This is a genomic window from Paenibacillus lautus NBRC 15380 (assembly GCF_004000945.1).
GTDB classification, from domain to species: domain Bacteria; phylum Bacillota; class Bacilli; order Paenibacillales; family Paenibacillaceae; genus Paenibacillus_AQ; species Paenibacillus_AQ lautus.
This window is the reverse complement of sequence record NZ_BIMF01000004.1, coordinates 1-12,542: the sequence shown is the minus strand read 5'-3', so window position 1 is coordinate 12,542 and position 12,542 is coordinate 1. Positions and strand designations below refer to the sequence as shown.

The window sequence follows — 12,542 nt, the reverse complement described above, 5'->3', positions numbered from 1 at the left end:
GACATAAATACGGAGGTTACCATGAACAAAGCGCTGAGAAATCCTCTGATTTACATCGTTTTTGTGTTGCCGGCATTCTTGCTGTTTCTGGCTTTTTTCATATACCCGATCTTTACTGCGTTTGACAACAGTTTTACGAGCTGGAACGGCATCTCCAAAGATGTGAAGTACATTGGGTTCGATAACTATGTGACAGCTTTGAATGACGATGCTTTTTGGAAGGCTGTCAGGAACAACGTTTATTTCATTTTCTTTTCCTGTTTGATCCAGGTTCCGACAATCGTATTCTTCTCCCTGTTAATCGCAAACGTGAAGCGTTTGAAGGGGCTATATAAAACGGCGGTTTTCGCACCATCCATCATGTCGACGGCTGTGATCGGCATTTTATGGGGATTCATTTACAACCCGGACTTTGGTCTGATGAATGAGATTTTAGGGCTGGTTGGAATTGAACCCATCTACTGGTTATCGGATAGCAAATGGGCCATGATTGCCATCCTGATCACGAATGCGTGGCAATGGACCGGCTTTTACATCGTGATGGTGCTTGCCGCAATTTTATCCATACCCAAAGAGCTTGATGAGGCTGCGGCAATTGATGGAGCGACAGGCGTCCAAAGAGCAACCAAAATCACGCTTCCATTAATTATGCCAATTATCTCTGTTGTAATCATGCTTTCGATCGCGGGAGCCATGAAAGCGGCGGACATTATTCTGGTTATGACTAAGGGCGGGCCGGCCGGCTCAACCGACGTTATGGCGACATATATGATTCGATATGCGATTACGAGCTTCAAGCATGGCTTTGGCAATTCGATCGCCGTGCTGATCTTCCTCTTCACAATTGTCGTAACGGTGCTCTACCAGGTGCTGATCGCAAGACGCAACGAAAGGATTGAATACTGATGAGAGCAATAAAGAAACTGATCCCGCACATTTTTCTGATGGCATACTTGCTCGTCATACTGTATCCATTCCTGTTCGTCCTGTTCTCTTCCGTGAAGGTAGATAACCAGTCCATTGCAACGAACCCTTTTGGTTTGCCTAGCACGCTGGTATTTGATAACTATGTGAACGCATGGGTGAGCGCCAAGATTAGCACGTATTTCTGGAACAGCTTATACATCGGCGTGCTCTCAGCTTGCTTGTCGATTCTGTTTGCAGCGATGCTGGCCTTTGCCGTGACGCGGATGAGATACAACCGGATCAGCGCCATCGTCTTTCAATGTATTTTGATAGGCATGCTGATTCCGAATAACTCTCTCATGCTGCCGATATATGGCATGATGAGGCAGTTGGATATTTTGAATACGCATATGGCTCTGATTCTTCCGTATGTTGCCAATGCCATCCCGTTCTCGGTTATTATACTGGCTGCCTTTATGCGCTCGCTGCCCGGTGAAATCGAGGAGGCTGCGGTTATTGATGGATTGAGGTCCGGAGGGTTGTTTGCTAGAATTATCTTACCTCTGACCGTTCCGGCCATCGTTACCGTATTTATCATCAATTTCCTGGGTAACTGGAACGAATTCTTGCTTGCTAACTACTTCCTATCGAATGATGAACTGAGAACGCTGCCTGTCGGAATGGTCGGTTTCAGAGACGCCTACAATATGAACTACGCACAAATGTCTGCGGGTATCATATTCAGCGTGCTGCCGGTCCTTATCATTTATGCCGTTCTGCAAGAGAAGATCATTGAAGGTGTCACCGCAGGAAGCGTCAAGGGGTAATCCTAGGAGCAGGAGCATGCGTATGAATTTGCGGAACAAACTATTCACGGCCTTTTTGGGGCTCATTATTATTCCGTTATTTGTGCTGGGCCTATTTACATTCTTTATTACCTACAATTCGATAGAGGAAAAGTACAGCCAGCAGGCCGAATATTCGCTCAAAGCGATCAGCTACAGCATTCTGAGCGTGTTTAAGGAGATGGAGTACGTCACGGATAACGGGATTGCCACCTCCGTCTTCGCCATGGCGCTGAACGCCAAGGATCCCGATGCGCAGAACCTGATTAAGGAATCCAATGCGGACCAGCTGAAATTGAACGACAGACAGCGGAGCTTTCGGAATCTTTTATATAATCATCCAGCGATCAGTTATGCGTTTTTATATCATTTTAATAAAGAGTCATCACCGATTCCTATATTCAGTAAAGAAGATTTCAGGACGCTGCCTTATGAAGAGTTTAAGAATAGTCCCTTATATGAAGAGGTGGTTCAGCTTAACGGAATTCCCAAATGGCTGGCTCCGCACGAATTTCCGGAATTAACGGGGGCGGAACCGGTATTTACGCAGATCAGGCTGATTAAGGATGTCACGACACTCCGCAAACTGGGGATTCTTGTGGTCCAGATCAAGAGGTGGGAGTTTGAAGAGATTTTCCGTAATCTGACACTGCCTAACAATCTGCAGAACACATCTTTTATGTTGGTCAACAATGAAGGCTTCATTTTATTTGACCCAAAAAACGATATGGATGGTCAAAATATCAGCCAATATATGAAGCGTGACGTTGAGTTTAAGCAAGGCTACCAAAGCTTTAAAGCCAAGTTTAACGGCAAAGAGAATATTGTTTCCATCTATCATCTGAATGATTACGGCTGGAATCTCGTCTCGGTAACCGACTGGAACTCGCTCTCACAGGAGGTTACCTCCTTTGCCAAGTGGTTCTTCGTCATTATGGGCCTCTGTCTGGTTACCGCGATTGTGTTCAACCGTCTATTCATGAATCGGATTACCGGGACGATCGCTGTTATCGTGCGGTTTATGCGCCGCGTGGAGGATGGGGATTTGAACGCGAGAGTTGAAGAGAAGGGAGAAGATGAACTGCTGCTGCTGTCGAAAGGGTTCAACAACTTGATGAACCGGATCAACAATCTGTTTGCGCAGATCAAAAAGGAGCAGAGGCAGAAAACCGACGCGGAGATGCGTGTGCTGCAAGCGCAGATTAAGCCGCACTTCCTTTTTAACACCTTGGAATCGATCAATGTTCTCGCTGTCCAGAATGAAGGACGCAAGGTCAGTGAGATGGTTTACCGGCTTGCCAGCATCTTGCGGATCAGTATACAGGACAAGGAAGAAATTACGCTGGATGAAGAAATCAGGCACTTGCAGAGTTATCTTGAAATCCAGAAGTTTCGGTTCGAGGACCTGTTCGAATACGAGATTGACGTGCCGAAAGAGCTTATGCACAGCCGCATCTTGAAGCTGACGCTGCAGCCGCTGGTTGAGAACAGCATACAGCATGGCTTTGAAGGCATTTCTTATACGGGATGGATACGGATCTCTGCATGGAAGGAGCTCGGTAATGTCATCATTCGGGTAGAGGATAACGGACTCGGCATGACCTCTGAGCAGTTGTCCATGTTTGAATATATGGTGTCCGAGGATAACGGATCCGAACAGACGACGATGCAGAATCTCAAAGTGAACCAGGAACGGCGGGGACTTGGACTGCGGAGCGTGGCTGACCGGCTTAGAATTCAGTATGGGGATTATTACGGTCTGTTCATATGCTCAAGCCGCCCCGGCGGCACCGTTATACAATGCGTCATACCCAATTATGATAGGGGGGAAGGGCAGCATGTTGAAGGCATTATTAGTTGATGATGAGGCTCCCATCCTGAACAATCTCAGCAAGGTTCTGCCTTGGGAAGAGATGGGCATGAAGGTTGTCGGACTTGCCCGAAGCGGGATGGAAGCACTTGAAGTAGCGGACCAGTATAATCCCGATCTGATCCTGTGTGATATCCGGATGCCCGTCATGGATGGACTGTCCTTTATTACGAAGATCCGGGAGAAAGGAAGCCGGGCGGAAATCTTTTTGCTGACGGGGTATCAGGAGTTTGAATATGCACGGGAAGCGATTAAGCTGGGCGTCAAAGACTACATCAGCAAGCCGATTCATTACGGGGAACTCGAGATGAAGATTCGGGAGATCGGGGAGGAGATCCGCAAGAAGAGGGCGAAAGAGAAGTATTACAGCACCGTTTCGCTTATTGATGAGGCTCCGAATCCCGAAGCTGTAAAGAAAACGCCGGAACAATTGGTAACGTCTGCTCTGGAGTATATCAATACCCATATGGGACAGGATTTGGGAATTGAGGAGCTTTCGGAGCATCTGGGCATCAGCTCCAGCTACTTCTGTTTATTGTTCAAGAACCATGTCGGACTTACCTTTGTGGAGTACTTGACGAGACAGCGGATGGAGGCTGCCAAGTTCCTGCTGGTGAACAGCGATAAGAATATCGCTCAGATCGGCTCCTTTGTCGGTTACCATGAGCGGCGGTATTTTACCAAGGTATTTCAAAAGGCTACCGGCATGACGCCATCCGAATTTCGGGAAATGTCCGGGGAGGCAACGGTATAGGTTTTGAAAGGACCCATGCAGGCTGCTAAAGTCATCACTAGGCCAATCCCGCCTGGCTTGCAAAGTCCTTTAAATTGATGGAAGGTAGGTATGGAATCAATGAAATGGACGGCAGCAGATTTATCGTTAGAACAAAAGGTAGGACAAATGTTTATATGCGGCTTCAACGCACTGACGCCGAATGAGCATGCCAAAATCCTGATCGAACAATATCAGGTCGGGGGCATCTGCTATTTTCGCCGGAACGTGAAAACGCTGCCTCAACTTGCCGAGCTGTCGGAGTCCTTGCAGCAGCTCGCATCGGACAGCCGAAAGTTCCCGCTTCTGATCTCGATTGATCAAGAGGGCGGTATGGTTGCACGAATTGATCATGAAGGCATCAGCCGCATTCCGGGGAATATGGCGCTTGGAGCAGCGGGCAGCGCGGAGGATTCGTACAGGGCAGCGCAAATCGGGGCGCGCGAATTGCGTTCACTCGGTGTAAACATGAATTTCGCTCCTTGCCTCGATGTGAACAACAATCCTCGTAATCCGGTCATCGGCGTGCGTTCCTTCGGCGAAGATCCCCAAGCTGTTGCCGCTCTTGGGACTGCGGCGATTAAGGGATACCAGGAAGAAGGCGTATCCGCTACGGCTAAGCACTTCCCGGGGCATGGCGACACTAGCGTCGATTCTCATCTCGGGCGGGCTTCTGTACCGCATGATTTGGAACGGCTCCGCAGCGTGGAATTGTATCCGTTCGCGCAAGCGATCCAGGGCGGCGTGGATGCCATCATGACGGCTCACGTCAGTTTCCCGGCGATAGAGCCGAGTGATCTGCCTGCTACGCTCTCTCATGCCGTGTTAACGGGCTTGCTGAGGGAAGAGATGGGGTTTGAAGGACTGATCGTAACGGACTGCCTTGAGATGCATGCAATCTCCAAAGAGTACGGAATTCCGGAGGGCGCGATACGCGCGATCGAAGCGGGTGCGGACTGCGTACTGGTCAGCCATAATCTATCCGAGCAGACGGCGGCGATTACGGCCGTCATTGAGGCTGTCCGCAGCGGAAGACTTTCAGAAGATCTGATCGATACAGCTGTAGAGCGGATATTGACGCTTAAGCAGCGTAATGCGAAGCTCGCAGAAGAGCTTCCGGTCTACCCGATTGGCGAGGTTGCGGAAGAGACCAAACAATGGCTGGCTCAAATCGCAGGCAGAGGCATCACGCTGGTGAAAGACGAAGGGCAGCTGCCTCTTAAGCCGGAGCAGGCCGTCGCGGTGATCTGGCCTGAACTGCTTCAGGCAACCCAGGTGGATGAAGCATGGAGCAAGAGCTACACCTTAGGGGATGCCTTGAGAAGTTACGGGGTTCAGGCAGACGATCTGCGTGTCGGAACGGATATGTCCGATGAAGAGGTAGAGCAAGCCGTTAAGGCAGCTGAAGGATATAACCAGATTGTAGTCGCTACGTACACCTCGGAGAGCCGTCTTCCCGCTGGCCAGCAGAAGCTGGTGAACAAGCTGGCTGAACTTGAGGATGTGGCACTTGTTATCGTCGCTACCCGTAATCCCTATGATATCAATGATCTTCCGCCGGTTCCGACGTATGTGTGTTGCTACGAGAACACACCTTATTATATGAATGCAGCCGCGGGCGTCTTGATAGGACAGGTTACGCCTGAGGGTAAGCTCCCGGTAGGGATCAGCGCGACTTATCCGCTAGGCTGGAGATGTAATGAGGACTATGTCAATAATTAAATAAAGGTTGCTGGAACCGGAGTCTTCCTACCTAGGAATGCTCCGGTTTTCCTATTTTCCAGCCATTTCTGAGCAACTTTTTGGGAAAGTCCGCGTCTAATAGTATGTCCAATAGAGGCAGACAGACTATACTGAGAGTTTTAAAGGAGTAGAGAATGAATTTCAAGAGAATCTCGATGATTACAGTCCTTGCCGCGGCCCAGGTATCCATGGCATTTCCCGCGGCAGCTGAATCACCGGATATTACAGCTCCGGCGCTAAATAGCCAATCAGCGCTGCAGTCCCCGGTGGAAGGACAAAGCCAGCAAAGTGGAGAACAACAGACGGACTTGCAGCAAGCGGAGGAAACATCGGCAACGCCAAAGGAAACACCTTCTGATTCAGTCGAAGGCACGATTAGCGATCCGAATGCCGAACCTTCTGCATCAAATGAACAGCAGGAGGACACGCAAAACGATCCTTCCGATAATGAGGTAGCAGAGAACGAAGAGGGCAGCTCGTCCGGAGACAAACCCGAAGTCAGCACTTCCAAGTTTTCTGCGAATGAACTTGTTCTGATGATGAACAGCAATGTGATGTACCATAACGGCAAGAAATACAAAGCGGGACAGCCGATGGCTGTGAAGCAAGGGGTATCCTATGTCGCCATTCGCGCCATGGTTGAACGTGCAGGACTGAAGCTGTCTTACGATAACAAAACGAAGGAAACCATCATCCTTAAGGATGGAAATGAACTTCGGTTTACGACAGGAAGCAGCCATTATAAAGTCAACGGACAGGTACGTCCGATGAAAGGCCCTGCCTACCAGAGCAACAATGTGTTTATGGTTCCGTTAACCGCAATCACGCAAGCGCTTGATATCCCATACCAGGTGAACCAGCCCGAGAAGAAGGTTATTCTCGATTTATCCGGTATGGGCAGCGGCAACAATAACGGCGAACAGCCAGGCGGAAATAACGGCGGGGGCTCTGGCAGCGAGGTTCCGAATATACCGAACCTGGGTCCGAATGACCTCATCCTGATGATGAACAGCAACAAGATGTATCAGAACGGGAAAGCGTATACGGCAGGTCAGCCGATGGCAGTAAAGAACGGCGTATCCTTTGTTGCCATTCGCTCCCTCGTCGATCGTGTCGGCTTGAAGCTGACTTATGACGGAAAGACAAAGGAAACGATTATCATCCGCGGAAACGATGAGCTTCGTTTTAAGACGAACAGCAGCGTGTACACCGTAAACGGGGTCAGAAAATCGATGAAGGGACCTGCATACCAGTCCAACAATACGTTCATGGTGCCGCTGACCAGCATCACGCAGGCGCTGGACATCACCTATCGGGTGGACCAGCCGAACAAACGGGTTATTCTTACCCTGAGCGCAAAGCCCGTAGCTTCCTTCACGGTGCAGCCTGGTGAGATCCTTGCCGGACAAACAAGGGTTACGTATAAGACGAATGCCTATTCGCCGACGGGCCTGGCTATAGTTGACGAGCATTGGGAAGGCCGGGAAGAGATTTTTGACGAACCCGGCGTGCATACGGTTTCCTACTCGGTACAGGATTCCAGCGGGGAGTGGAGCGACCCGTATATATTGAGCATCCAAGTATCCGCACCGAATACGCCGCCTGTTGCCATGTTCGAAACGGATAAACAGGAATATAAGATCGGTGAGAAAATAACGTACATGAATATGAGTTATGACAACGATCCTGGCGATGAGCTTACGTATAAGTGGGAAAACAATGATCAGGCCTTTTTTACGGCAGGACCGCATAAAGTGCTGTTGATTGTTACCGATAAACATGGAGCGACCAGCTCATACGAGAAGATTATTAACGTAACGAGCGAAGTATTGTACACGCGTGATCAATTCAATCAATTGTTTACGGGCATCGGCGACAAATACACCTTTGACGGATCCGCTGTGCCGACATGGAATCTGATGCCGATTACAAGAAGCTCCGAACCTTATCTGTTGATCCGCAGCAACTCTCCGGAAACCGTCTATCAAGAGGGCATCGTCTACCGCGAGGTCGGCAATGCCAGCACGCGGTTTATGATTCACCACTTGAACGCAACCGGGAAGAACATGAAGATGTACGTCGTCGCCACCAATATCAACACCATGACGGCGCGTCTGACAACCGAGTATACGGGAATAGGCGGTCCGATTAATATTCCGACTGCCACGGGAAAAGCGGCTGTTCAGCGCTACCTCGAGTCCATGCAATCAGCTGATTCATTCAAGACGATCTCGCTCGCCCCTGGGGAAAGCCGGGTCATTCTGCAAGACTTGAGCGCGCAAACCATGAAGAATCAGCAGGTGCTCTCCATGTTTGCTGATCTCTATTCGGATTCGCCGATCCGGTATGATGTCATCATGATTGATGAAGCCAAGGATCCGATTCAAAAGCTTCCTTACCTGAAGCTCCATCCGAGCGATGGCGTTCATAACCGGGGAACGTACCCGGACTCGACACGGATCATTGAATCCTATGATCTGGTTGGCAACACGCCTACCCGTCTCGCGCTTGGTGACAAGACAAACGATCCGAATCTGGAAGGATATGATGGCATTAACGGTTCATATCAATCCAATGCCGGGAACTTCGGCGTACTGTACAAAATCAAGCTGCACCGCGTAGCGCCCAATACGCTGATCACGCTGAATCCGCGCGGAGGCAAATACATGGGGGCGATGATGGTGAACGGAAATATCATTCAGACGCCGAATACAAGCGGAGGCGCTGTATCTGCACCGAATGAAGCTGCCGTTCTCTATCGGACGGGGAATTACGAGCAGACCGTGGAAATTCTGTTTACGGCGGCACCGGGAAGCAGTTTGCCAATCAACATTCTGTTGCAGCCGCTTCCGCAAGTGAAGAACTAATCCATTATTTATTCATAATAAAGGGACAGCCTTACAGCCAGCACATGGTTAGGGCTGTCCTTTTTGTTGGCACTCTCCAAGGGATCACGTCAAATGCCGATCGTTTCGGGTTCCAGCGGCGCAGTACCTTGGAAGCGTTTAGCCTATACACAACCGCTTTCATTGACGCTGTCTTATTTTTCAGGCATTATAAGAAGAGAGTATCTTCAAGTAGAGGAGGCTACCTCCGTATGCTTACGACGGAACAGATCATCGACGCCATGTCGGAACATGGGCTGCGCATTACCGATCAGCGCAAGACGCTTGCCAAATTGTTTGGGGAACATCCTGGATATTTGACGGCCAAGGATGTGTACGAATATATGGGCCAGAAGTACAGTGGTTTGAGCTTTGATACGGTGTACCGGAATCTTCGGGTATTGTACGAGTTAGGCGTATTGGAGCAGGTTGTGTTCGAGGAAGGCATCAAGTTTCGAGGACGCTGCAGCGAAGAACATCACCATCATCACATGATCTGCCTGCAGTGCCAGAAGACGTACCCGATTAAGTTCTGCCCGATGCAGCTGACCGATGCACCGGATGATTTCCAGGTGGTTCAGCATAAATTCGAAGTGTTCGGTTACTGCAGGGACTGCGGCAAGGACAATACCGATAAGGAAACGTCTCCAGCCAGTGGGGGAAAGCGGGATAGCCGGGCATGAGCACGGCGCGCAGAGTGGTGAAGGTGCCGATACACTTCTATCGGAAATTCATTTCTCCGTTGAAACCGGCGACCTGCCGATTCTATCCAACCTGCTCGGCCTATGCTCTGGAAGCGATTGAGGTGCACGGCGCGCTCAAGGGCTCCTGGCTGGCAGCCAAGCGAATAGGAAGATGCCATCCGTTTCATCCTGGCGGCATTGACATGGTTCCGCCGCGTAAGGATAAGGTGTCGTCTTCATTGACAGAGAAATAGCGTTTTTGGGGCATCCTACTCGATATGGGACGGAATGCAGCTGTCTTTAGACATAACAGTCCTTCGGATCGCGCTTAACCTTGACACGCCGCAGCCGGTTTGATTAAAATGTAAGAAATTATAGGTATATCCGAGGAAGAGATAAGTACGAAAAGCTTGCCTTGAACAGAGAGCCGGAGCAGCTGGAAACCGGTCTTGGCGAATTTCGGAAAATGGTCTTGGAGGATCCGCTTTTGAGCGCTGCAGTCCGGGTAATCAGACTGCCGTAAAGAAGCGGCGTGAGCCAGCGTTAATGGACTGCCGGATGACGGCAGACGAGCCTGTTACCCGTAAGGGGACAGGGAATTTGGGTGGTAACACGTGAGAACAACTCTCGTCCCATAGGGGCGGGGGTTTTTTGCTGTTTACTGCTGTTTTTCATCAAAAGAGATAGCCTGACACGACAATTCATTTCACGGTAAAGGAAGGTTACTATGGCAGACAAAAAGACGTTTTATATTACAACGCCAATCTATTATCCAAGCGACAAGCTGCATATCGGCCATGCTTATACTACGGTGGCCGGCGACGCCATGGCCCGCTACAAACGGCTTCGTGGGTACGATGTCCGTTATTTGACGGGGACCGACGAGCACGGACAGAAGATTGAACGCAAAGCGGCGGAGGCTGGAAAAACCCCGCAGCAGTTCGTTGACGACATCGTGGCAGGCATCAAGGACCTGTGGAAGAAGCTGGACATATCAAACGAAGATTTCATTCGGACCACGGAGCAGCGCCACACTTCGGTTGTTCAGGAGGTATTTGAACGTCTGCTGAAGCAGGATGACATCTACAAGGGTGAATACGAAGGCTGGTACTGCACGCCTTGTGAGTCATTCTTCCTGGAGCGTCAGCTTGTCAACGGCAACTGTCCGGACTGTGGACGACCCGTAGAGCTCGTGAAGGAAGAGAGCTACTTCTTCCGCATGAGCAAATATGTGGACCGCCTGCTTCAGTATTACGAGGAGAATCCGGATTTCATTCAGCCGGTATCCCGCAAGAATGAGATGATCAACAACTTCATTAAACCGGGTCTTGAGGATCTGGCTGTGTCCCGTACGACCTATGAGTGGGGCGTCAAGGTGAAAAGCGATCCGAAGCACGTGATCTATGTGTGGATTGACGCACTACTGAACTATATAACGGCACTCGGATACGGTACAGAGGACACCAGCCTGTATGACAAATACTGGCCGGCCGACGTACACCTGATGAGTAAGGAGATCGTGCGTTTCCATACGATCTATTGGCCGATCATTCTGATGGCGCTCGATGTTCCCCTTCCGAAAAAGGTGTTTGCTCACGGCTGGCTGCTGATGAAGGACGGGAAAATGTCCAAGTCCAAGGGGAATGTGGTCGATCCGGTTACGATGATAGACCGGTATGGTCTTGATGCGCTTCGTTATTACCTGCTGCGCGAAGTTCCATTCGGGGCGGACGGTACTTTTACGCCAGAAAGCTTCGTGGAGCGGGTGAACTCCGACCTGGCCAATGATTTGGGCAACCTGTTGAACCGAACCGTGGCCATGGTCGATAAATATTTTGACGGAGAAGTTCCGGCTTTCTCCGCAGGCGTAACGCCGTTTGATGCAGCCATCGAGGAAGCGGCTAAGTCGGTTTATGAGAAAGTCGAAACCGCTATGGAGAATATGGAATTTTCGGTTGCGCTGACGGCCATCAGCCAGTTTGTCAGCCGCAGCAACAAATATATCGATGAGACCCAGCCATGGACGCTGGCCAAAGACGAGGGCAAACGAAATGAACTGGCATCCGTCATGAGTCATTTGGTGGAGACGCTCCGCGTGGCATCGATCCTGCTGCAGCCGTTCCTGACCCGTACGCCGAAGAAAATGTGGGATCAGCTCGGCTTGGCGGAAGGCGAATGGACAACTTGGGAAAGCGGACGCCAGTTCGGAGCCATACCGGCTGGGACGAAGCTTCAAAAAGGCGAGCCGATATTCCCTCGCCTGGATACAGAGCAGGAAGTGGCATACATCGCAGAGGCGATGACAGGCGGTACGAAGGCCGCCCAGGAAGAGCCTTCGACCTCGGCAGCAGCTTCGTCCACCGATAGCTCGGAGGAGCCTGTGGAGCTTAAAGAGGAAATCGGCATTGAGGATTTTGCCAAGGTAGAACTGCGCGTAGCGCAGGTGATCGCTGCCGAGCCGGTCAAGAAAGCGGACAAACTCCTCAAGCTGCAGCTCGATCTCGGATTTGAGCAGCGGCAAGTGGTATCCGGCATTGCGAAGTTCTACACGCCGGAGGAATTGGTCGGACGCAAAGTGATTTGCGTAACGAACCTGAAACCGGTGAAGCTTAGAGGCGAAATGTCGCAAGGCATGATTCTGGCCGCCTCCCACGGAGACCAGCTGACGCTTGCAACGGTACCAGAGGGCATGCCTAACGGCGCAGTTGTCAAATAAAATGCTCTCGCATTGAATTAAGTCGCGATAGACGGTGTACCCTATTAAAGGGTACGCCGTTATTTTTTCCTTTAAGAGGTTGTTCAAAAAGTCCGCTTTTGATAAGAAAACCTTTATCGAGG

At 50.4% G+C, this 12,542-nt stretch carries 9 protein-coding genes; all 9 read left to right on the top strand.

What is annotated here, in order from left to right:
- Nucleotides 1-21 precede the first annotated feature (21 nt).
- A complete protein-coding gene (locus PLA01S_RS09215; RefSeq protein ID WP_127591746.1) occupies nt 22-906 on the top strand; it encodes a carbohydrate ABC transporter permease in 885 nt (294 codons plus the stop codon).
- Nucleotides 906-1,733: a carbohydrate ABC transporter permease gene (locus PLA01S_RS09210; RefSeq protein ID WP_100536214.1), complete on the top strand. Its 828-nt coding sequence runs from the start codon at nt 906-908 to the stop codon at nt 1,731-1,733. The genes PLA01S_RS09215 and PLA01S_RS09210 overlap by 1 nt, the downstream gene beginning before the upstream one ends.
- A 22-nt stretch (nt 1,734-1,755) precedes the next feature.
- A complete protein-coding gene (locus tag PLA01S_RS09205; protein ID WP_127592198.1) occupies nt 1,756-3,612 on the top strand; it encodes a cache domain-containing sensor histidine kinase in 1,857 nt (618 codons plus the stop codon).
- Nucleotides 3,590-4,375: a response regulator transcription factor gene (locus PLA01S_RS09200; protein ID WP_100536215.1), complete on the top strand. Its 786-nt coding sequence runs from the start codon at nt 3,590-3,592 to the stop codon at nt 4,373-4,375. The genes PLA01S_RS09205 and PLA01S_RS09200 overlap by 23 nt, the downstream gene beginning before the upstream one ends.
- Before the next feature lie 99 nt (nt 4,376-4,474).
- Nucleotides 4,475-6,115 carry a beta-N-acetylhexosaminidase gene (gene nagZ / locus PLA01S_RS09195; protein WP_127592196.1) on the top strand — a complete coding sequence of 547 codons (1,641 nt, stop codon included), beginning with the start codon at nt 4,475-4,477 and terminating at the stop codon, nt 6,113-6,115.
- A gap of 155 nt (nt 6,116-6,270) precedes the next feature.
- A complete protein-coding gene (locus tag PLA01S_RS09190) occupies nt 6,271-9,003 on the top strand; it encodes a copper amine oxidase N-terminal domain-containing protein (protein ID WP_127591745.1) in 2,733 nt (910 codons plus the stop codon).
- Between the two features lie 230 nt (nt 9,004-9,233).
- Nucleotides 9,234-9,704 (top strand): Fur family transcriptional regulator, encoded by a 471-nt coding sequence (locus PLA01S_RS09185; protein ID WP_127591744.1) that lies wholly within the window; start codon nt 9,234-9,236, stop codon nt 9,702-9,704.
- Nucleotides 9,701-9,958, top strand: a complete 258-nt coding sequence (yidD, locus tag PLA01S_RS09180) for a membrane protein insertion efficiency factor YidD (RefSeq protein WP_127591743.1) — start codon at nt 9,701-9,703, stop codon at nt 9,956-9,958. The genes PLA01S_RS09185 and yidD overlap by 4 nt, the downstream gene beginning before the upstream one ends.
- A 473-nt stretch (nt 9,959-10,431) precedes the next feature.
- A complete protein-coding gene (gene metG, locus PLA01S_RS09175; RefSeq protein ID WP_127591742.1) occupies nt 10,432-12,420 on the top strand; it encodes a methionine--tRNA ligase in 1,989 nt (662 codons plus the stop codon).
- The last annotated feature ends 122 nt before the right edge of the window (nt 12,421-12,542 follow it).

Excerpts from the sequence above, each read along its gene's own strand:
- PLA01S_RS09205 (WP_127592198.1), top strand. The coding sequence starts at position 1,756 with ATGAATTTGCGGAACAAACTATTCACGGCCTTTTTGGGGCTCATTATT.
- PLA01S_RS09190 (WP_127591745.1), top strand. The coding sequence starts at position 6,271 with ATGAATTTCAAGAGAATCTCGATGATTACAGTCCTTGCCGCGGCCCAG.
- metG (WP_127591742.1), top strand. The coding sequence starts at position 10,432 with ATGGCAGACAAAAAGACGTTTTATATTACAACGCCAATCTATTATCCA.
- PLA01S_RS09185 (WP_127591744.1), top strand. The coding sequence starts at position 9,234 with ATGCTTACGACGGAACAGATCATCGACGCCATGTCGGAACATGGGCTG.
- yidD (WP_127591743.1), top strand. The coding sequence starts at position 9,701 with ATGAGCACGGCGCGCAGAGTGGTGAAGGTGCCGATACACTTCTATCGG.
- nagZ (WP_127592196.1), top strand. The coding sequence starts at position 4,475 with ATGAAATGGACGGCAGCAGATTTATCGTTAGAACAAAAGGTAGGACAA.
- PLA01S_RS09200 (WP_100536215.1), top strand. The coding sequence starts at position 3,590 with ATGTTGAAGGCATTATTAGTTGATGATGAGGCTCCCATCCTGAACAAT.
- PLA01S_RS09215 (WP_127591746.1), top strand. The coding sequence starts at position 22 with ATGAACAAAGCGCTGAGAAATCCTCTGATTTACATCGTTTTTGTGTTG.
- PLA01S_RS09210 (WP_100536214.1), top strand. The coding sequence starts at position 906 with ATGAGAGCAATAAAGAAACTGATCCCGCACATTTTTCTGATGGCATAC.